At 40.7% G+C, this 21,943-nt stretch carries 19 protein-coding genes; 11 read left to right on the forward strand and 8 right to left on the reverse strand.

The window, feature by feature from the left end; genetic code table 11:
• The first annotated feature begins 4 nt into the window (after positions 1–4).
• From K2F45_RS10185 to K2F45_RS10200, 4 genes are all read left to right on the forward strand, one after another.
• Entirely contained in the window at positions 5–1,633 is a 1,629-nt protein-coding gene (locus K2F45_RS10185) for a RagB/SusD family nutrient uptake outer membrane protein (protein ID WP_248933471.1), read from the forward strand.
• 49 nt (positions 1,634–1,682) lie between these two features.
• Positions 1,683–2,618 carry a hypothetical protein gene (locus K2F45_RS10190; RefSeq protein WP_248933472.1) on the forward strand — a complete coding sequence of 312 codons (936 nt, stop codon included), beginning with the start codon at positions 1,683–1,685 and terminating at the stop codon, positions 2,616–2,618.
• A gap of 4 nt (positions 2,619–2,622) precedes the next feature.
• Positions 2,623–5,067: a glycoside hydrolase family 2 TIM barrel-domain containing protein gene (locus K2F45_RS10195; protein WP_248933473.1), complete on the forward strand. Its 2,445-nt coding sequence runs from the start codon at positions 2,623–2,625 to the stop codon at positions 5,065–5,067.
• Between the two features lie 556 nt (positions 5,068–5,623).
• The gene (locus K2F45_RS10200) at positions 5,624–6,379 is read left to right on the forward strand and encodes a copper resistance protein NlpE (protein WP_145327425.1); all 756 of its coding nucleotides are present in this window, start codon (positions 5,624–5,626) and stop codon (positions 6,377–6,379) included.
• Here the strand turns inward: K2F45_RS10200 and K2F45_RS27425 are convergent.
• Positions 6,291–6,797, reverse strand: a complete 507-nt coding sequence (locus K2F45_RS27425) for a CPBP family glutamic-type intramembrane protease (protein ID WP_083663570.1) — start codon at positions 6,795–6,797, stop codon at positions 6,291–6,293. The two genes, K2F45_RS10200 and K2F45_RS27425, sit on opposite strands and share 89 nt — an antisense overlap.
• A gap of 268 nt (positions 6,798–7,065) precedes the next feature.
• Positions 7,066–8,445 (reverse strand): tRNA uridine-5-carboxymethylaminomethyl(34) synthesis GTPase MnmE, encoded by a 1,380-nt coding sequence (gene mnmE / locus K2F45_RS10205; protein WP_120334635.1) that lies wholly within the window; start codon positions 8,443–8,445, stop codon positions 7,066–7,068.
• Positions 8,446–8,622: 177 nt separating this feature from the next.
• Here mnmE and K2F45_RS10210 point away from each other — a divergent pair, with 177 nt between their 5' ends.
• Complete coding sequence (locus K2F45_RS10210) at positions 8,623–9,108, forward strand: hypothetical protein (RefSeq protein ID WP_120334634.1); 486 nt, start codon at positions 8,623–8,625, stop codon at positions 9,106–9,108.
• A gap of 67 nt (positions 9,109–9,175) precedes the next feature.
• On the opposite strand, the gene xpt is transcribed toward K2F45_RS10210, so the two are convergent.
• The 3 genes from xpt to K2F45_RS10225 form a co-directional block, all read right to left on the reverse strand.
• Positions 9,176–9,751: a xanthine phosphoribosyltransferase gene (xpt, locus tag K2F45_RS10215; RefSeq protein ID WP_088161115.1), complete on the reverse strand. Its 576-nt coding sequence runs from the start codon at positions 9,749–9,751 to the stop codon at positions 9,176–9,178.
• A gap of 53 nt (positions 9,752–9,804) precedes the next feature.
• The gene (locus K2F45_RS10220) at positions 9,805–11,583 is read right to left on the reverse strand and encodes an AMP-dependent synthetase/ligase (protein WP_248933474.1); all 1,779 of its coding nucleotides are present in this window, start codon (positions 11,581–11,583) and stop codon (positions 9,805–9,807) included.
• Positions 11,584–11,848: 265 nt separating this feature from the next.
• Positions 11,849–13,042, reverse strand: a complete 1,194-nt coding sequence (locus K2F45_RS10225; protein ID WP_248933475.1) for a proline dehydrogenase family protein — start codon at positions 13,040–13,042, stop codon at positions 11,849–11,851.
• 95 nt (positions 13,043–13,137) lie between these two features.
• On the opposite strand from K2F45_RS10225, the gene K2F45_RS10230 reads away from it, so the two are divergent.
• The 3 genes from K2F45_RS10230 (at position 13,138) to K2F45_RS10240 (ending at position 15,300) form a co-directional block, all read left to right on the forward strand.
• Entirely contained in the window at positions 13,138–13,344 is a 207-nt protein-coding gene (locus tag K2F45_RS10230) for an RNA-binding S4 domain-containing protein (RefSeq protein ID WP_088161117.1), read from the forward strand.
• Between the two features lie 50 nt (positions 13,345–13,394).
• On the forward strand, positions 13,395–14,462 hold the full coding sequence (aroB, locus tag K2F45_RS10235; RefSeq protein ID WP_088161118.1) for a 3-dehydroquinate synthase: 1,068 nt from the start codon (positions 13,395–13,397) through the stop codon (positions 14,460–14,462).
• A 121-nt stretch (positions 14,463–14,583) separates the two neighbouring features.
• Positions 14,584–15,300: a ThuA domain-containing protein gene (locus tag K2F45_RS10240; RefSeq protein ID WP_248933476.1), complete on the forward strand. Its 717-nt coding sequence runs from the start codon at positions 14,584–14,586 to the stop codon at positions 15,298–15,300.
• Between the two features lie 154 nt (positions 15,301–15,454).
• On the opposite strand, the gene K2F45_RS10245 is transcribed toward K2F45_RS10240, so the two are convergent.
• Positions 15,455–17,341, reverse strand: a complete 1,887-nt coding sequence (locus K2F45_RS10245) for a TonB-dependent receptor plug domain-containing protein (protein ID WP_248933477.1) — start codon at positions 17,339–17,341, stop codon at positions 15,455–15,457.
• 101 nt (positions 17,342–17,442) lie between these two features.
• Positions 17,443–18,354 carry a zinc dependent phospholipase C family protein gene (locus K2F45_RS10250; RefSeq protein WP_232475749.1) on the reverse strand — a complete coding sequence of 304 codons (912 nt, stop codon included), beginning with the start codon at positions 18,352–18,354 and terminating at the stop codon, positions 17,443–17,445.
• A 219-nt stretch (positions 18,355–18,573) separates the two neighbouring features.
• Here K2F45_RS10250 and K2F45_RS10255 point away from each other — a divergent pair, with 219 nt between their 5' ends.
• The 3 genes from K2F45_RS10255 to K2F45_RS10265 are packed head-to-tail and all read left to right on the forward strand — an operon-like array spanning position 18,574 to position 21,190.
• A complete protein-coding gene (locus tag K2F45_RS10255) occupies positions 18,574–19,560 on the forward strand; it encodes a glycosyltransferase family protein (RefSeq protein WP_145327421.1) in 987 nt (328 codons plus the stop codon).
• Between the two features lie 6 nt (positions 19,561–19,566).
• The gene (locus K2F45_RS10260) at positions 19,567–20,298 is read left to right on the forward strand and encodes an FKBP-type peptidyl-prolyl cis-trans isomerase (protein ID WP_075992061.1); all 732 of its coding nucleotides are present in this window, start codon (positions 19,567–19,569) and stop codon (positions 20,296–20,298) included.
• A complete protein-coding gene (locus tag K2F45_RS10265; protein WP_248933478.1) occupies positions 20,285–21,190 on the forward strand; it encodes an aldo/keto reductase in 906 nt (301 codons plus the stop codon). The genes K2F45_RS10260 and K2F45_RS10265 overlap by 14 nt, the downstream gene beginning before the upstream one ends.
• A gap of 6 nt (positions 21,191–21,196) precedes the next feature.
• Here the strand turns inward: K2F45_RS10265 and kdsB are convergent, their stop codons facing one another.
• On the reverse strand, positions 21,197–21,940 hold the full coding sequence (gene kdsB / locus K2F45_RS10270) for a 3-deoxy-manno-octulosonate cytidylyltransferase (RefSeq protein ID WP_075992063.1): 744 nt from the start codon (positions 21,938–21,940) through the stop codon (positions 21,197–21,199).
• Between the last annotated feature and the right edge of the window lie 3 nt (positions 21,941–21,943).

Here is a 21,943-nt window from a genome sequence, read left to right on the forward strand (position 1 = left end):
AATCATGAAAAAAACGAGCTATATCTATCATTCCATGTTATTTGGATCCTTAATCTTAGGATCATGTTCATCCAGTTTTTTGGATGTCGAACCGATGACAAGCGTTTTGGAAAGCAATTTTTATAAAACCGTAGCCGATGCTGACATGGCTCTGGTCGGTTGTTATGATGGTTATCAACGGACGACCTCCAATGGGAGCCAGTCTTTCTATATGACAGCAGAGGTGGCCGCCGACAATTGTTTTGGCGGAACAGGTACAACAGACGGTCGCTCATTTCAGGCAATAGACCGTTTTGATATTGCGCAGTCCCAATCGGACAATAATATCTTTGATGGTACCTGGTCTGATTACTACGCGGGAATTTTTCGCTGCAACACGCTATTGGGAAAATTGGACGGTACTGATTTTTCAGGCAACACAACAGCGCGGGCACGTATCGAAGGGGAAACGAAATTCCTGCGGGCCACCATGTACTTTGATCTCGTCCGTCTATTCGAAAACATCCCTTTGCTAACGAGCCCAACCAATGAGAATATTCCACAGTCGGACCCCAAAGCGATTTATCAACTGATTGTTTCAGACCTTAAATTTGCGGCTACCAATATCCCAGCAACAGCTTACCCCAAGTCAGCTGCGGCAACCAATGATGGTCGGGCAACTCCATTTGCTGCTAAAGCGCTACTGGCCCGTGTTTATCTATTTTATGCAGGCTACTATGGCGGCGAAGATATCGGTGTCTCCAAAGCCGAAGCCCTGGCGGGACTCGAAGAAGTTATCAGCAGCGGCCAGTTTGCGCTGGTGGCAGATTTTAAAAATCTGTGGCCGGCAGCGAGTTATATCCCCAATGCAAGCAATAATACGCTAGATATTTCCAAATATGCCGGCAAGGGAAATGCTGAGGTTGTATTTGCACAGAAATTCAACAATACATCGAACTACAACGGTTATGTTGATGGCAACCGCTGGGTCGTCTTTCTGGGCTTGCGCGGTAAAAATTGGTCACCTTATGGCCAAGGATGGGGGGCATGTACGGTAAGCAAAAAGTTCTTCAATGAGTTTGACAACATGGATACACGCAAAACTGCCTCAATTATTGATATCGATGGCGAGAATATCACGGGATTTGACCTGAAAGACCAGCGTGAGTATACAGGTTACACCATCAAAAAATACGCCCCCACAGCATTGCCGGACGGCACCACCAATACCGGAGGGGATAAGGATATGCAACTGTCCCAAGACCAGGATTACTTTGTCATCCGCTACGCTGATGTCTTGCTTATGGCGGCAGAACTCGGTTCCGCAAACGCACAGAAATACTTTGACGAGGTAAGGAAAAGAGCTTACAAGGCCAATTTTGTGCCGCTAGCAGTTTCAAAAAACAATATTCTGAAGGAAAGAAAATTTGAATTTGCGTTTGAAGGTATCCGCTATTGGGATGTATTGCGGCAGGGGCTGAATAACGCCGCCGCTACACTGGAAACAACCGAAGATGTGCTCAGTGGATCTGTGCCGGAGAAGGTCACTGTGACTAAAGAGCGTTTTTTGACAACGAAAGGATTTATGCAAATACCCAACAAGCAGATTACCCTATCCAATGGTGTACTGAAACAAAATGCTGGATGGAACTAAACACAGGTATATTAGGACTTACTATTGGTTGAATTATAACTAGACAAACATGAAAAAGATATTCACATATGCCATCTGCTTTTTTGCGGCGATGGTATTCTTTGGAGCCTGTTCTCCCGAGAATTATACACTGGGAGACATCGATGTCACTTCGACGCAGTTGGAGAAGGGAAAGGCCTTTACCGTTGAACATGATGCCAGTAATCCCAATATTGTGTATTTAACCAGCTTGATGGATTCAAAATATACCCCATTGTGGGAACATCCACAAGGACGGAGTCAGGAGAAAAAGGTAACCCTGAGGATGCCTTTTCCCGGTGAGTACACCGTTAAATTTGGTGTCGAGACGCGTGGTGGCATCGTCTACGGCGAGCCAGTGACATTTAAAATCGATCAGATGTATGCCGAGTTTATCAGTGACGAGACCTGGACCTTATTGACGGGCGGGGCAGGGGAAGAGAAAACCTGGTATCTCGATCTGGATGCTGAGGGCATTTCCCGCTACTTTAAAGGTCCAATGTATTTTTACGGCACCGGTGACTGGTGGGGAAGCATCAATAAAACAGCCGCGCCTTTAAATAGCGATAGCTGGAGTTGGGAACCCGATTGGAAAGGCAATAGCTGGCTTATGCCTGCCGGTGATTATGGAAGTATGACTTTTGATCTGAAAGGCGGTGCAAACATCAACGTGAATCATGCTATGCTGGGCAAAGTCCAAAAGGGGACTTTTAATATCGATACCGAAAAGAAAACCATCCGTATGACTGGGGCTTCGCCTTTACATGGAAAGCCACAAGATGGGATCGTTGTCGACTGGGGCGATGTACGAATTATGTCGCTGACCGAGAATACGATGCAACTGGCGGTATTGCGGGATCCCGTACTTTCGAACGACGGAGCAGCTATGCTGACCTTCAATTTTATCAGCAAGGCCTACAAGGAGAGTTTGACCGAAAATGCCTCGGATACCAATAAGACTAAATAAGCCTATGTTGAAGCGACTATTTCAAACAGGATATAGCCGAATGATGATCCTGCTCTTCCTGTTATTGGGGGCGACGGTCTCCTTAAGTGGACAGTCCAGAAAGGTTATTGATTTTAATGGGGGCTGGTGGTTTAAACTGGATAGCAGCCAGCAATATAGCAATGGGCGAAAAGGAGAGGGCTGGCGAAAGCTCGATCTACCACATGATTGGAGTATCGAAATGCCATTTAGAGAAAACAGCCCCGCAGGTAGCGGGGCTGCTTACCTCGATGGTGGCGTAGGATGGTATCAAAAAACGTTTAAGCTGGCTCAGGCTGAGCAAGGGCAACGGATATTTATTGCATTCGAAGGTGTATACGAAAACAGTGAAGTCTGGATCAATGGGCATTTCTTAGGAAAAAGACCCAATGGTTATATCGGATTTGAATATGAGCTTTCCCCTTATTTATACTGGGATGGTAGTGAAAACCTGCTTTCAGTAAAAGTAAACAATAAGAATCAGCCCAATTCGCGTTTCTATTCGGGGTCGGGGATCTATCGGGATGTCAAATTAATCAGCCGGAATCCAGTCAGCATAGGAACGAACAGCACCTTCATAAGAGCTGGGCAGGTCAGTGAGAAACGTGCTGTCGTGGATCTCTCCCTGGAAATAGAGCATAACCCTGAGGAATCAAAAAAGATTACGCTACTGACAGAGGTTCTTTCGGCTCAAGGTGCTGTTGTCGCAAGCGAACGTACCACGTTGAGCGCTGTCAAAGCAGGTCTGCACTCCATCGCTCAGCAGATAATCCTCGAAAATCCCATCTTATGGGGTATTGAAAATCCCTATCAATATACTGCAAAAATTAAACTTATTGTTGATGGTCGGGTTTTAGATGAACAGCTTACGAAATTTGGCTTACGTAATTTTAGCTTCGATCAGCAACGGGGCTTTATACTGAATGGGAGGCAGCTTAAAATCCGCGGTGTCTGTTTACATAGTGATCTCGGCGCTTTGGGCATGGCATTCAATACGTCGGCAGCATTACGTCAGCTCCGCATCATGAAAGCAATGGGGGTCAATGGGATACGCACCTCACACAACCCTGCGGCTCCAGCGTTTTTGGACCTTTGCGACAGCTTGGGTTTTGTCGTGATGAGTGAAACTTTCGATGTCTGGAAAGGGCATAAAAACCCTTATGACTATCATTTATACTGGGACGAATGGTACAAGCGGGACTTTGTTGACCATGTCAAAAGGGATCGGAATCATCCGTCGCTGTTTATTTGGTGCCTGGGCAATGAAGCGCAGGAGCAATGGCATTCCAAAGCTGATGGTACAGCGATTCCGATCGCGCTGGCAGCAATCGTCGATAGTCTAGATGGCACACGTCCGACCACCATTGCTAATAATGAGCTTTCCAAAGCAAATCCGGTGCTGATGAGTTCGGCGGTAGATCTGATTGGCTACAACTATAACCATAAGAAATGGGCAAGCTTCCCACAGGATCACCCCGGAAAGAAGTTTATCGTAACGGAAAGCACTTCGGCGTTGGAAAGCCGCGGAACGTATGATTTGGTTCCTTATGATTCTAGCCGCATGTGGCCTGAACGATGGGATATTCCTTTTTCTGGCGGGAATGAAGACAGGAACATATCGGCTTACGACAATGTATTTACACCATGGGGTTCAAATCATCAGACAAGCTTGAGGTTGATGGAAAGGTATGACCATATTGCTGGGATGTATGTATGGACGGGATTTGATTATCTCGGCGAACCCACACCGTACACCTGGCCGGCACGAAGTTCGTACTTTGGTATTGTGGATCTAGCCGGGTTTCCGAAAGATGTCTACTATCTGTATCAAAGCGTATGGACAGAAAAGCCGATCTTACATGTATTGCCTCATTGGAATTGGAAGCAAGGTGACCGGGTAGATATCGTCGTGTATTTTAATCAGGCTGACCGGGTGGAGCTTTATCTGAACGGTAAAAAGATAGGGGAGCAGTCCAGAGACCCAGACCGGTACGACCTTGTATTTAAGGCCGTTGAATTTGAACCAGGGGAGATTGAAGTAATATCGTTTCAAGGTGGCAAGAAACTGCTAAGTAAAACGATCCGTACGGCAGCAAAAGCGCATCGTATACAATTGTCTTCAGAAAACCTGACTTTCAATTCGGCAAACAAAGAACTTTCCTTTGTGCATGCCTATATCGTGGACGAGTTTGGTACGATCGTTCCTGATGCAGACGATAAAATCGAATTTGAGGTGAAGGGAGACGGTGCAAAAATTGTGGCGACAGACAATGGCAATACGACGGATCTGACAAGCTTCCAATCAGCTTCGCGCAATGCTTTTCATGGTAAAGCCTTGGCGATTGTCACGAGCAAAAACAAAGGTAAAATACGGGTAAGGGCAAAAAGTGAAGGACTAATTTCGGGGGTTATTCAGCTTGAAGCCAATTAGTTCTTGGCTCTGGTCTGCGCTGGATCTGTATGTTTTTTGTTCACTAATAAGAGCAAGGTTTTACCATGGTAGGACCTTGTCTTTTTGTTGTATCGTGCTATCGGCAATTTGTTAAAGACGTTGTTTCTCCATTATTACCGATAAAAGACTGTGGTAAGTACAATATATCCTAAAAAGGAAATAATTTGATAAATGTTCGTGAAGATATTTATATTTGATCAGAAGCCATTATTAGCAAATGATACCTGTATCGCTGACACAACAAGAAAACTTACAAGGTATTATTAAGTATTTTATCATAGGATCTTAATTAAAAATAGCATGAAAGAAAAAGAATTAAGCGAACTATCGGACCAAGAATTATTAAAAAAACGGAAAGATTTGCTGATCTTCAAAAGGTTCTCTGTAATATTAACCGTATTGTGCCTTCCGGTTGTGGTTTATAGTATTGTGAAAAAATAACTTTTCCTGTTTAAGAAGAACAAAGAGTAAATTAGGTGAACATTTTGTGATATATTTGTATTCTATCCCTAACAAAGCAAAGGAAAAATGGATTATGATCAAAGTATTGTTGTCAGCACTTCTTTATTTTTCACTAGTATTCTCCGTATTTGCTCAAAAAGCTTCTAAACCGATCTTCGGTACGTATGGGGAATATTCGACCCGTCTGACTCTAAATCTAGACAGCACATTTGAGCTTATTGAAGCAGATCCTATTTTCCCCTATACATTTGAATCCTATACGAATAGAGGAGATTGGGAAGTAAAGGGAGATACAGTAATTTTAAATCCACACCTGGAAAAAAGATTACCCAGGGTATCGGTACGGGAAAAGTCAGTCCAAAAAGATAACGATTCTATTTCAGTAACGATCAACTATTATTTGGAAACTTATGAGAAAAACGAGATGAGCAGTAGAACTCCGTTTTACTTCGAATTACTTTCCATATATATTAACAAAAAGAAAAATTATCGAAATATTGTCCATGTTCCGCAATATAGACATTGCATGTTTTCTTCCAGACTAAGAAAACAAATCGTTATTGATTCAACGAAAACATTTAATTTTCCGAGACAGGACGTTTACAAGTTAGGTGTATATTCGTACGGCTTTGAAAAAGCTATCGAAATTAAAGTCAATAATACCCAGGCCAACCATTACGAGATCACTGTTATACAACCCGTGGACAAAGAGCGGATGCCTAGGAGCAAGAAGGTTATTATCAAAAGGAGGCAAGCCTACTACTATGAATGGAATGGAAAGATCTCCAGTGGAATTTTCTCTTTGTCTCCTTTGGAGCGTTTAAATTAGTCTGTAAGAATAAATGTAAGTAACCAGTAAGGTTGTCAAAATCACTCCCGTGCTTTAATTTATCCATTTTAGGTACATAAAAACCACTAAATGCATTATTGTAATTGAATCTATAACTAGAGAAGTTATTTAAAGTATATTTGACCGATAAAAGGAAGTTATATAGTATATGCAGTAAGCAACTGTAAATAAATCCATATGGAGCTCTAGCATATTCTAGGATCCAACCCCTTGAAAAATAGAAAGCCAATAAAAATGGGATTAATAATAGGTTTTCAAAAGTCATATTGTAGCGCTTATAGTGAAGTATTGCAAATATTATCGCAGACAAAATGAATATTCTACGTTGATTATATGTCCAAAATTTATTTAATGCATCCTGATTTTTAGAGTATGCGATACCGTAATAAAAATTAATATCGAAAAAAGTGAATCTTCAATAGTTGTTTTTTATAATCATAGCACTACGGCAAGTCCAGTCCATGTAGCTGTGAGAAATTCTAATGGACAGTATAGCTGGAAAGTAGGTGGGTTTAATTTTGAAGAAAACCAGGACTATTCAGTTTTATTTGAGCGGTAATACATTTTAAAGATAAACATTAATAATAAAAAAAAATCACTTAAAATGTTTATTTTAAGTGATTTATAATCAATGGTGGTTATTGTTTATTATCGTTAATTAAGATTTACTTTCCGATGCAAAACTTGGAAAAGATATTATCCAATAAATCGTCTGTAGAAACACTTCCGGTGATTTCACCAAGATGATATAAGGCTTGGCGTATATCCATCGCTAGGAAATCAGAAGTGACAGGATTGTCAATCCCATATATTACGCGTTCCAGTGAATCTGCTGTTTTTTGTAGCGCTTCTACGTGACGTATGTTGGTGACCATGACATCGTCGGTATTTAAATTTCCTAAATGTACACGATTGATCAATTCGTCTTTCAGTTCCTCGACACCGATTTGTTCTTTCGCTGAAATGTAAAGCGGATTAAGGACATTGTAAACCTCTTTTTGCGCCTCAGAAAGCAAATCTGATTTATTGATAATGGTGACAAATGGAATTTGTAGGCGCTCGATTTCAGGTAATTGCGCTTGTACTTCCTCGACTTTGTCCTGTGTAGGGTCAAATAGGTAAATGATCAATCTCGCCTGTTTCATCTTTTCACGGGTACGCTCAACACCTTTTGCTTCAATAACATCTGCCGTCTCACGTATACCTGCTGTGTCAATAAATCGGAACGTGACGCCATGAATATTAATTTCATCTTCAATGGTATCGCGCGTTGTTCCTGCAATATCTGAAACAATGGCACGTTCTTCGTTTAAAAAAGCGTTCAATAGGGTTGATTTTCCTACATTAGGTTTCCCGGCAATAACAACAGGAACACCATTTTTTAGGACGTTACCCTGTTCAAAAGACTGCACTAATTTTTGAACAATAACCTGTATTTTATTGATTAGATTTTTTAGCTGATCTCTGTTGGCAAATTCCACATCTTCTTCCGAAAAATCAAGCTCTAATTCAATCAGTGAAGCAAAGTGAATGAGATCTTCACGAAGGGATTTAAGCTGATTGGAAAAGCCGCCACGCATCTGCTGCATCGCCACTTGATGTGAGGCTGCAGAATTAGATGCAATTAAATCGGCAACTGCTTCTGCTTGGGATAAATCCATTCCGCCATTGAGAAATGCACGTAGGGTAAATTCTCCCGGACGGGCGGCACGTGCTCCTTTTTTGATGAGTAAATTTACAACGCGCTCGATAATATATTTGGAGTTATGCGTTGATATTTCCACCGAATTTTCTCTCGTATAGGAGTTCGGAGCTACAAATAAGGAGACCAATACTTCGTCAATGATCTCTTCGCCATCGCGTATGGTTCCAAAATGGATGGTATGTGATGCTTGTTGAAGTAGGTTCTTTCCTTTAAATATTTCGTTCGTAATTTTTATGGCATTTTGGCCCGAAACGCGTATGACAGCAATAGCGCCATTTGTTCCGGAAGATGTCGCTAATGCAACAATGGTATCTTCAGTGATATATCCCGTATTTGACATGGTACAAAGATACGTTAAATTGAAGTAATGGATTCTATATATTGCAGCACAAATTAAATTCATCTTGATCGATTAAACCTTTGTTCAAACATTGAAGTCATACCCATAGAAACGCTTGTAAAAAAGAATGGAACACAGGCAGAGTGGAATTGATTTTTAAATTTAAATTATACTGTTATGAGAAAGATGATATACTTCGCGTTGGCAATTGGAGGGCTGGTTTTAATCGCTCCTCAACAATCTTCGGCTCAACATCGTGGACATGAACGTGAATGGAAACAGGACAAAGAGCGTAGAAAATATGAAGAGAAAAGGGATAAGGAATATCGAAAATATTTAGAAAAACGCGAAAAAGAAGACCGTAAGTATCATAAAGAAGTAGCTAAGTCATACCGAAAAGGATACCGTCATGGAGCACCGGCCTGGGCAAGTGCACATCGTTACGATAGTAGACACCATGTATACTTTAGAGATTACAAAACATTCTACGATCCTTACAGAGGAGGTTACGTGTATATGCGCAATGGTCGTTGGAATTTTTCAGCAAACGTACCTTCTTTTATGTTGAATGTCAACTTGGGAGCAGCCAATATCCGGATTGTAAAAGATGTTGCAATTAGCAGACATCCTGAAGATTTTTACAACGACTACCGTTGGGATTAGAAAGAATTTATCTTGTTGTTTGAATAAAAAAGCCTCAATCTTTAGGAAGATGAGGCTTTTCTTTTTGCTATTCTTCTTCGAAACTGACTTTATTCACTTCAAGCGACTTTATCCGCGCTAACGATTCAATTCTTAAATCGGGCAATTCTCTTAATCTTTTGCCACCTTCCTGGAAGGATTTTTCGATAATAAATCCCATGCCCAATACTGAAGCCCCCGATTGTTTAACGAGATCGAGCATACCAAAAGCGGCATTCCCATTGGCCAAAAAATCGTCTATAAAAAGAACATTGTCGCTCGGCGTAAGAAACTCTTTGCTGACACAGATGTCATAAGTTCGGTTCTTGGTAAATGAATGTACCTGGCTTACATACATATCGGCCATGGTGGTCGGTTTTGCTTTTTTTACAAATACAACCGGTAATTCCAAAAGGTAGCCAAGCATGATCGCTGGGGCTATTCCGCTTGCTTCAATTGTAATGATTTTATTGATCGGGAGGTCTGCAAAACGACGGACAAATTCCACCGCAATAGATTTCATCAATACGGGGTCCATCTGGTGATTGATGAAGTTGTCTACTTTAAGTATGCCTCCTGCAAGACTTTTACCGTCATGAAGGATTCTATCCTTTAATAATTTCATGTTTTACTCGTATAAATATAGCGCGCTATGTCAAAATTTTGATTTGTTAATCCTTAATCCATCTCCATCTGATAGAGGCTATTGAACTCTTCTTGATGATGTTCGAGAATTACCTTTCGTTTCATTTTCAAGGTTGGTGTTAACTCTCCATTTTCAATAGTAAATTCATCTGTTAAAATAATTGGTTTTTTAATCTGCTCCCAGTTACCAAAGTGCTGGTTCGCACGACGTACTTCCTGATTGACTTTTTTTACGATGGCAGGGTCAGTCAGAAAATCATTCTTTGTCATGGTTGCAAGTTCAGGAGCATCTGTTCTGGCCCAATCCAACAAATGGGCATAGTTTGGTACAATAAAGGCAGAAGCAAACTTCATCCCGTCACCGATAACCATTGCCTGTTCAATAAATTTAGATTCAACGAGCTTGGTTTCTATTGGCTGTGGTATGACGTACTTCCCGCCCGAAATTTTGAACATCTCTTTTTTTCGGTCAATGATTTTCAAGAATTTTTCATCTTCCCACTTTCCAATATCTCCGGTATGCAGCCATCCATCAATGATCGTTTTATCCGTTTCGGCCTTGTTCTTATAGTATCCCATCATGACATTAGGGCCTTTTACTAATATTTCTCCGTCTTCAGCAAGTTTTATTTCAACAAAACGGACAGGAAGGCCAACAGTACCTATGCGTATTCCTTTGATATAGTGATTGACCGAAATGAGTGGGGAGGCTTCGGTCATGCCGTAACCCTCATATAATGGAATTCCTGCGGCTAAGAAAGCGCGTGTTAGTTTACCATGAAGAGAAGCTGATCCAGAGGCAACAGTAAGTAATTCGCCACCCAATGCTTCATACCATTTGTTAAGGACAAGTTTCTTGGCTAGCTTTAGTTTGAGATTATAGGATAGACTTCTTTTCTCAGGATTTGGATCATATTCTTCTGCAACTGAAACAGCCCAATCAAATACTTTGCGTTTGAAACCACTGAGATCATGACCTGTTTTCATAATTTTCTCATAGACTTTTTCAAGAATACGAGGGACAACGGTCATGATATGAGGTTTTACTTCCTTCAGATTATCACCAATCTTGTCAAAAGATTCTGCGATATAGATCGTAAAGCCAAGATACATATAGGTATATAAAACCATACGCTCGTAGGCGTGACAAGGAGGGAGGAAGGTCAGTCCGCGGTCATAAGCTTTACAAGGGGTAATTTCTGCTGCGCCCAATACATTGGAAAAGATATTATTGTGCGACAACATGACGCCTTTTGGTTTGCCCGTTGTACCGGAAGTGTAAATCAGGGTAGCGAGATCTTCAGGTTTAACCTGGTCACGTAGTGCTGCTAGTTTTTCTAAGGAGCAATTGGAGCCTATATCATTAAGTTCTTTCCAGCTACGTGTGCCTTCCTGATCTGCGATACAAAAAATATACTTCAATGTATAGATTGAATCGGTTAGATTCATCAGGCGATCGTACAGGCTTTTGTTGCTGACGATGCAAACCCTGATTTCGGCATCATTAAAGATATATTGATAGTCTGTATCCGTAATATTTGGATAGATGGCCACCACCACTGCACCAATTTGCTGGATTGCAAAGTCAATCAAATGCCATTCCATACTGCTGCCGGCAATGAGACCAACTTTTTCGTTGGGTTTCACGCCAAGTTCAATCAGCCCTTTGGAGAGGCTGTCTACTTGTTCAAGAAAATCTGCTGTTTTGATATAATTCCACTTGCCGTCCACTTTGTGTGCAAACATATCAAGATCGGGGTATTTGCCCATCTGTTGACGTGCAAGATCAAATAATCTAAGTTTTTCTTCCATTTCAAATCGTATTCTTTTAAGCTCCGGGGGAGCACCCTTCCAGTATGAACTTTGTTTTAAGGGAAAAGTTTGCAAACATAAATAATAGTTTCAAGAATATGGAATGATTTTGTAATTAGCTTGTTTCAAAAGGATGAAGGGGAGGCGAGTGATAGGTAAAGTGCTTTTGTGCTTTTCAAAAGTAGGGTGTTTCTTGGAGACCATTTGAGCATAGTTCCTTGAGTAGATGGACTTGATGCCCGCCAATTATAAAAAAAGCTAGTCGTTATCGACTAGCTTTTCTTCTTTGTTTTTCTTTGATCAAAAGCCCGAGCTCCCGACCTGTCGCTCCTGCGACGGAAGTATTTTCTTGTGCTCTACGGAAAAGATATGGCATCACCGCTTTAACCGGTCCATAAGGCATGTATTTAGCAACATTATAGCCATGTGCCGCTAAGTTAAAGCTCAGGTTGTCAGACATACCTAATAATTGCGCAAAGAAGATGCGATCGGTGGATCTATCGATACCACGTCTGTCAATTTCCTTCGCCAATAACATACTACTGTCCTCGTTATGTGTACCCGCCATTAGCCCAAAGCTGTCCAGGTGGTCCAAGATAAATTCAATAGCTTCATTATAATCTCTATCGGAAGCTTCTTTATTTGGCTGGATGGGATCGGAATAACCTTTTTGTGCAGCACGAGCACGTTCGATCTCCATGTAGGCACCACGAACGATCTTAGCACCCATGTGAAAGCCTCTAACTTTTGCGTATTCAAAGTCGGCTTTCAAAGATGCCAACTTATCACTACGGTACAATTGATAAGTATTATATACAATTGGTTTCTCCATATTGTATTTTTCCATCATTTCACGTGCAATATCATCGATCGCATCTTGAATCCATGAATGTTCAGCATCCACTAAAACTTTTACACCGGCGGCATGACATGCTTTACAGATACGGTCAGTACGATCCAACATGCGTTGGTATTCTCCTTGTTCTGCTTCTGTTAAAGTTTCTTTGGCGTTGACCTTTTCAAATAACTCAAAACGTCCTAATCCAGTTGGTTTAAATACTGAAAATGGAATGTACTTGTTTTTACTGGCCGCAACTACGGTACGTAATACCTCTTCGCAGCAGGCGTCAAATGCACTTTCTGTTTCTTCTCCTTCAACGGAATAATCCAAAATCGTCCCTACACCATTCTCTCCCAATTCGTTGATTGCTGCTTCGCAACCCGCGATGGTCTCTCCACCACAAAAATGTTTGAAGATTGTTTTACGGATGATGCCTTGGATAGGCAGTCCTATGTTCAGGGCAAAGTTGGTCATTGACGGACCTACTTTTGTCAAGAAGTTATTCGCTATTATTTTGAATAACCAATACGCTCTTTCCAAATCCTTATCGCTTTTACTTTTAAAAGCAATCTCTGTATTATCAAAGGATAATGTCTTGGGCTCAGAATTCTCAATCATAATCTTTATTTGCAATAAGGCAAATGTAGCAATTTAGTAAGCATTAAAACGATGATAATTCTTGTATTCCTCAGTGAAACCACTATTTTTGTGAAATGCAAGAATTTAAAATCGAGGGCGAATATATCCAGCTTATACAGTTACTTAAAGCTTTAAATTGGGTAGAGCATGGTGCTATGGCTCAATGGGTTGTGGCAGAAGGGTATGTGAAGTATAATGGGCAGGTTGATTACCGGAAAAGACTCAAATTAAGACCAGGAGATGTTGTTGAATTTGATGGGATGGAAATAAAATTGGTGTAATATTAAACAATATTGGTAAATAGAAAACTTAAACCTTAAAGAATCATAGAATGGAAGTCATAGAAAGTTTGGGCTATCAGGTATATTTTGATGATACGTTGGCCTCTTTAGAGGCGTTTTTAGCTGAGCGCAATTACTCAAAGATCATCGTATTGGTGGATACCAATACTTTGGATAATTGTTTGCCGCTATTTCAGCAAGCTTTACCCAATTTAGCGAATTATGATGTGATAGAAGTAGATCCGGGCGAAGAAAATAAAAATATTGATTTCTGTATTGGTGTATGGCATAATATGCTCGATTTCGGAGCTGATAGACATTCATTGATGATTAATCTTGGTGGTGGTGTGGTGACCGATATGGGTGGATTTGCAGCATCAACATTCAAAAGAGGAATGGATTTTATTCAAATTCCGACGACTTTACTTTCCCAGGTAGATGCATCAGTAGGGGGTAAAACCGGTATTGATATGGGAAGTGTGAAAAATATTATTGGAACTTTTGCACAACCCCAGGCTGTTTTTATTTCAAGCCAGTTTTTGAAAACTTTAGATCAACGTCAGTTAATCTCAGGTTTTGCTGAAGTAATCAAACATGGCCTGATCTTCGATCGGGCTTATTATGAGCGAGTGAAAACATTGGAGATCGATCAAATCGATAATTCTTTGGTCAAACATTCTGTTTCGATCAAAAACCGTGTTATCCTTGAGGATCCGAAAGAAAAAGGACTGCGTAAAATTTTAAACTTTGGCCATACAATTGGTCATGCTATTGAGGGATACTCTTTGTTGAACGATGCTTCACCTTTATTACATGGAGAAGCTATTGCAGTAGGAATGATTTGTGAGGGGTATCTATCGCATAAATTGAATGGTTTGCCTTTGGATGAATTAAACGATTTGATCCAAACTTTTAGAAAATATTTCAACGATTACACATTTGATTCATCCATTGATACAGCCTTGTTGGATCTGATGCGAAATGATAAGAAAAACCTGTCCAATCAGATCGGTTTCGCATTGCTTGACCAAATTGGCAGTTGTCAATATGATATCTACGTTTCTGAGGATGATATTATAGAAAGTCTTGATTTTTACCGTGAGCTAATCACACAATAATAAAACAGAAAAGCCGTGTATCGGGAGAATGCGCGGCATTTCTGTACAGCTATTTTTATCGCGATTTCGTTGCGGAAAATAGTAAACCTAAACTTAAATCATCATAATAACCATTTATATCATGAATAGAATCTTCATTTTTCTGTTTCTCCTGTTGGGGATATCAGCTGCTGTTCAGGCACAAAGGCAAGTATTGATCTTTAGCAAGACAAAAGGGTTTAGACACGGAAGCATCGAAAAGGGCGCACAGGTACTTAAACAATTGCTAGATAAAGAAAAGATAAAATCTGATCATTCGGAGGATGCTGCTCTGTTTACAGATCAGGGATTGAAAAAATATGACGCTGTTATCTTTCTGAGTACAACTGGCGATATTCTCGATATTGCGCAACAGGAAGCTTTTGTGCGGTATATCCAATCAGGAAAAGGGTTTGTGGGTATCCATGCCGCGACGGATACTGAGTTTGATTGGCCCTGGTATAACGGCCTTGTAGGGGCATATTTTGCGTCCCATCCTGCCGTACAAAAAGCCAAAATTGACGTATTGGACAGAAAACATGCGGCCACCAAGCACCTCGATCCGATCTGGTGGCACAAAGATGAATGGTATAATTTCAAGGACGTGAAGGACGGATTGCATGTGTTGATGAATTTGGATGAAAAAAGCTACCAAGGTGGAAAAATGGGGGATCAACATCCAATCTCCTGGACCCAGACCTACGACGGAGGGAAAGTCTTCTATACCGGGCTTGGACATACCGATGAGTCCTATGACGAACCCGAGTTTCAAAAACATTTAATTGGGGGAATTTTATCTGTTCTTCCCAAGAAAAAGTAACTTATTTTATAGTTGGCGTTTTCTTAACTAGGGCATGGTACATGCTTCTATGTGTCAATAGCACAATGAAAAGTCCCAAATGGTCATTCCATTTGGGACTTTTTTATAATTGATGGGAAAAGGGAAGAGAACCGATTTTGCCATTTGATCGGGTTTAATAGTTCAGTTTATATTTTGCGCCGATACTAAACCAACGACCGGGCATTGGAACGGCGGCAGCTTCTATATAACTCTTGTCAAATATATTCTGAACATCCACAAAGATGTTTAAGTCGTGGAGTTGGTACGATCCTCTTACGTCAGCGATGAAATAAGATTTGTAACTGATACGCTCATTAAAGCGGTTTGCAGAAGTTAACATCCAGTTCTTGTGGTTTATGGTAAAGTTGGCAATAACTTGATGCCTTAAGCTTTCAATAGCATATTTGGATAGTATCCCGTCTGCTAATGTTATGCTTGGGTTGAGATAATTATAACTTAGCGTTGTAAAGTATCGTGTCGTTGCGCTGGGATCATTGATATTATATCGGAATGAAGCATTGAATCCATCAATTTTATTTTTTCCAATATTTATTGGTTTCCAGGGAATGATCGTTCCGCTTCCTGTAGTGGCATCCTCTTTTTGCCAGTCTATGAAATCGCTTATCCTTCGATGGAAATAGCCCGCTTGAGAAATAATCCGATTGGATAAGTATTTTATACCACTTTCGATCTGATAGGCATTTTCAGAGCTCAGTGTGGGGTTTCCGACGTTGGCTGTCTGATTGGTGTAAAGATCCGTAAAGGAAGGGATCCGCTGGCTAGAACCTGCGTTGACTACAATCTTCCAATGTTCGGTAATATCATATCCCAAATCTAGACCCGGGAATACCTGCCAGCCAAATTTTGAGTTGTAATTGATGTAGGCACCAGAGTTGATCATCAGTTTTTTGATCGCCTCTGTTTTGAATTCAAGGTATCCGCCGTAATTCTCCCGGTTATGGTCGCCAATACTGGTGCTATTGATGCGTTCAAATCGACTTTCTAATCCTAAGCCAAATGTACCATAACTTTGCTCCAATGTAGCATTGATTTCTGCTCCGAAGACGTTGCTGTAATGTTTGGATCTACCTTTGGTTGTTTCTCGGCCTAAATACCAATATTCATCTTCGTTGTAGCGATTACTGAGACGTGGACTGATGGAAAATGCCTGTGTTAATTGATGCTTGGACTGCAGGGAAGCGAAAGCTGTCTTAACCTGTTCATAAGCTTCCTTGTCACTCGGTGCAGCATAGTAACCATTGGCTCCAAATTGATTGTTGATATAGCCAACATTGGCTTTTATCATATTGGCTGTATTCGGTTGATATGTACCGTCATAATAGAGTTTATTATTGTTGGCGGCTGTATTATAGCGTTGTCCATTCGAATCTTCGTGGCCAAAATATAAACCGTGGCTTGTTTGCTTGGTTAAGAACTGTGAGCCAAGCTGAACACCTTTACCATAATACTTGCCTGCACTTGTCTGCTCATTATCTTTGAATGAAGAACCACTATATACCTGGGCGCTAATTTGATTTGATTCAATTTTCTTTGTTACGATGTTAATGGCACCGGTTAGTGCATTAATACCGAAAATCCGTGAAGCCGGCCCCCGAATTATTTCGATGCGCTCGATGGCCTCCAGAGGAACCGGAAGGTTCATATTGTGATGGGCACTCTGTGGATCGGTGATTTTAACACCATTGAGTAGGATCGCCGTCTGTTCAAAAGACCCACCGTCGATACTTATATCTGCCTGCGAACCAAATGGTCCACGTTGGCGAATATCAACGCCTGGGATATTGCTAAGCAACTCGTTGATTGATCGATTTGGTAGTCTCTGTATATCTTCCTGCGTCAATATTTGGATATTTTTGCTCTGTTTTGAAAAAGGGATCTGTAAGCGATTTTGATTAATGATGACTTCGCCCAAAGTGGTTGTGTCTTTAATCTGAGCAGTCGCAGCTCCAATACTCAGCACTAATGCAACGTTTGTTAACGTAATATTCTTATTCAACATGCTTTCCTAGATTTTACGCTGCAAAAGTAGCTTAGCTGACTAAAAAATAAATAGTCCGGCGTGAATAATACTGGTAGTCCGGATGATATTTTGTAACCTTCTTACATCCATTCTTCTCGGCCGATACGCTTTTTCCCCGTTATATCGATGTGATCTTGCTTGTCGCTGCTTTTTATTTTTTCGATGTTAGTCAAGTCGGGTTGGCCGGATTCGAGCCAGGCTGAATACCAATAGGAAGCAACGCGTAAAATGGTTTTTTGCATTCTCCTTTCAACCATACCGTTCATGGCTTCATGATAAGCTCTAGCATAACTGTCGGAATAGGTCCATACCAATTGATTGTTTCGCTCAATAAAAGATTTTTTTTGAGATGCCTTAAATTGACGATTAAGCCGGGCTTCAATGCTCAATACAGAATCCACAAGGCGATTGCTTTCACGGACGATACCCCAGGCTTCCGCTAAGGGATCTTTGATATAGTTGGCTTTTCCAACGCGAAGGTTGTATTTTTCTGAAAACATTTCCGGTAAGCGGCTCTCCCAGAATGCGTGTATACCGAGTTGATTCGTCAGCTGTCCATTATAATTTTTAGTCGTGTGCAATGGAACATGGGCATCAGCAATATAATGGCCGAGTTCTGCTGAGTGTTTGATGATCCGTTTATAATCTTTTGCTTGAAAGGCCTTAACAAGCTTTTGATAAGTAAGATTGATTTGCCAGGGCACAATACCATTTTTTAACAATTGCCTTTCTTGAAATTTCTCTTTGGCCTGTGACCAATGTATCGGCATGGAGTCAACTGTACTTTCCTTGCGGTAGTCCTCTAAATCTATAAAATGTCTTGGGCCTTCAGCGCTGTCTGTGAAGCAGCGTTTATCTGGATCAACAGCTTTTTCGGTAATAAGGTCAATATTGGATTTATAAAACTTAGCCAACTGAGCAGGGAGCGCAAAGACGGCATAATGATTAATTTTTTTATGAGCAAAAAATCCCCACGATGTTAAAATTAGCATGGAGACTATGCAAAGCATTCTATAAAATAGAGACTTCATGGGGTATCAAACTGGCTATTAATTAATTGTTGATATTAAATATACGTAAAGGAAAATTAAAAATGGATTAACAACTTTTTTTATTGATGTTAATTTATATTTTCTTAACATAACTAAACAATAAAATAATATTGATACTCGTTAAAATTGATTAATTTGCCGACACAAAATACAGTCGTTATGAAGATATTGTATGCCGTACAAGGGACAGGAAATGGACATCTGAGCCGGGCAATGGATATTGTCCCCTGTTTGAGGGAGTTAGGGGAAGTCGATGTTTTGGTTAGTGGAATTCAAGCAGATCTATCATTACCTTTCGAAGTGAAATACCGTTTTCACGGGTTGAGTTTTATCTTTGGAAAATCCGGCGGAGTAGATCTGTGGAAAACATTTATGAGTTCGACGATTCGTAAATTTACGAATGAAATTAAGAGCTTGCCCATAGAAAACTATGATTTGGTGATCAATGATTTTGAACCAATTTCTGCTTGGGCTTGTCATTCAAAAGATTTGGAATGCATTGGGTTGAGCCATCAGATTGCTGCCTTAGATCCATCGAGTCCTAAGCCAGAAGATAGTGATATGTTGGGCAAATTTATTATGAAAAATTATGCCCCGTCTACCCATTCCTATGGTTTCCATTTTAAGCGGTACGCCAAGAATATTTACCAACCGGTTATCCGTAATGCTGTTCGTGAATTGAATGTGACAGAGCAGGGACATTATACGGTTTACCTCCCGGCATATGACGATGCGCATCTTTTAAAGCATTTGATGAAGTTTCCAGATGTGAAGTGGGATGTTTTTAGCAAACATAATTCGAAGGCATTTGACATGAAAAATGTAACGATAAGACCGATCAATAACCAATCTTTTATTGATAGTATGGCATCTTCTTCTGGAGTTTTATGTGGGGCAGGTTTTGAAACACCGGCAGAAGCGTTATATTTGAAAAAGAAACTGTTAGTTATCCCGATGAAAAACCAATATGAGCAGCATTTGAATGCAGCGTCATTGGAGGAGATGGGGGTGCCTGTAATTTCGAGCTTAAAACAGAAAAACATGCTGGCGATAGAAGCCTGGCTCAACAGTAAATCTAGGGTTGAAGTTGATTACCCTAATATCACGCAGGAAATTATAAATGAAATCGTGCAGAAGCACCGTTAAACAAACATGAAGTATATTGCATTAGCCCTATTATCCTTGACAACAGTCACAGGATTTGCCCAACAAAAAAAAACGAACATGACGGCGAAGAAGAAGGTCGTCACAACTAAATCAAGTACAACAAATCAACTGAAAACGAAGGCCGATTCTGTGTCTTATGCGTTTGGTGCCGATATCGGAAATTCATTAAAATCTATTGAGATCGATTACTTGAAGTCAGATGTTATTGCAAAAGCAATTTCGGATGTCTTGAAAGGGGAGAAATCGCTATTGGAAGAAGGCCAAGGAAGAGCTGTTATCCAGCAGGCGATCATGGATGTTCGTGCTAAAAAAGAGGCTGCTAGCCGTGCTGAAGAAGATAAATTTTTTGCCGAAAATGCAAAGGTTGTTGGGATGAAATCTACAGCTGAAGGAATTCAATATCTTGTTCTAAATGAGGCGGAAGGTCCAAAACCAAAAAGTGACGATGAGGTAACAGTGCATTATAAAGGTACCTTACTCAATGGAAAGCAATTTGATAGCTCATACGATCGTAAGGAGCCATTGAAACTATCCTTGGGTCAGGTGATCAAGGGTTGGCAGATTGGAATCCCGTTAATGTCGAAAGGTGCAAAGTATAAATTTTTTATACCTAGTAGATTAGCCTATGGCGAACGGGCAACAGGTGAAATTCCTGCAAACAGCACATTGGTATTTGAGGTAGAATTGCTTGATATTGGTGCAGATGGAACAACGTAAATTAGGTAATACAAGCTTAATCGTTTCGGAAATAGGTTTGGGCTGTATGTCTTTAAAAAGCAATCAGTCCAAACAATCCAAAGATATTATCCAAAAAGCTTACGAGAAAGGGATCACTTTCTTCGATACCGCTGATCTCTACGATAAAGGCCTAAACGAGATGATCGTCGGGGAGAGTGTGCAAAGCTTTCGCAAGCATATTGTTTTGGCGTCGAAAGTTGGTAACCTTTGGCGTGCAGATGGATCCGGTTGGGATTGGAAGGCTTCGAAGGACTATATTATCAAGGCTGTGGAAGGTTCGTTGTCACGTTTAAAAACGGATTACATCGACCTCTATCAGTTACATGGTGGTACAATAGAAGATCCGATAGAGGAGATTGTTGAAGCGTTTGAGTTGTTGAAGAAACAAGGGAAAATCCGTGCTTATGGCATTTCATCAATTCGCCCAAACGTTATCAAGGCATTTTTGTCCAAATCTGACATTGCCTCAGTAATGATGCAATACAGTCTATTGGATAGAAGACCAGAAGAAGAAATCAGTGGCTTGTTGGAAGAACGGGGTGTAAGTATCGTCGTACGCGGTGTATTAGCCAAAGGTGTTCTCATCAACAAACCTATTGAACCTTTTCTTCAGTATAGTTCGGGAGAGGTGGCCCATATCGTGAGAAACTTGGCAAATCTTTCCAAACGTATCGGAAAAGACAATATGATTGTTGCACTATCTTATGTGCTTTCTAACGCAGCTGTTGGTACAGCACTCGTTGGTGTGAGTACCAAATTGCAATTGGATGAATTGATCAGAGCAAAAGCGCAGATGATCAAATTAAGTGATTCGGATAAGCAGGTACTATTGGAAGGTGTCCGGTCGTTATGCTATACCGAACACCGGTAAGCTTTACTATTTATTAAAAAATAGTTTTAATATTTTAGCGAGATCTTCTTTTGTATCCACGGCGACCGTTTCATGCGTTGTAATTGCCGTTTGAATGGCGTAACCGTTTTCTAACCAGCGCAGCTGTTCCAATGCCTCTGCTTCTTCTAGCATAGAAATGGGAAGTTGTGTCAGGGCTTTTAATGTATCTACCTGGTAAGCATATATTCCGATATGTTTATAGAATGTTTGCTTTTGTAACCATTGGTCTTTTTCCACACCTCTTAAAAAAGGAATGGTCTGCCTACTAAAGTAGATTGCTTCTCCTTTGCTGTTTCGGACAACTTTAGGGATGTTTACATTGAATAGTTCCTCCTCCGCTGTAATTTCTTTGACTAGGGTCGCTATCTGCGTAGTGGTGTCTTCAAAACAATGTGCTAAAAGATCAATTTGCGCGGGGTCAATAAAGGGTTCGTCACCCTGTATATTGATGGCAACATCATAACCTTCTATATCCGTTATAACTTCGGCGCAACGATCTGTGCCCGATTGGTGGTGCTCTGCTGTCATGACGACTTTGCCACCAAAGGAAAGTACAGTTTGTGCTATGCGTTGATCGTCGGTTGCGACAACCACTTCGTTTAATTTTGTTGATTTTTTGACCTGTTCGTAGACACGCTGGATCATCGTTTTTCCTTCGATGTCGATCAGGGGTTTTCCAGGGAATCTGCTCGATGCATATCGAGCAGGGATAATACCTAAAAATTTCATCTT

Origin of the sequence: Sphingobacterium siyangense, assembly GCF_023277505.1 — a bacterium.
Lineage (GTDB): Bacteria > Bacteroidota > Bacteroidia > Sphingobacteriales > Sphingobacteriaceae > Sphingobacterium > Sphingobacterium siyangense.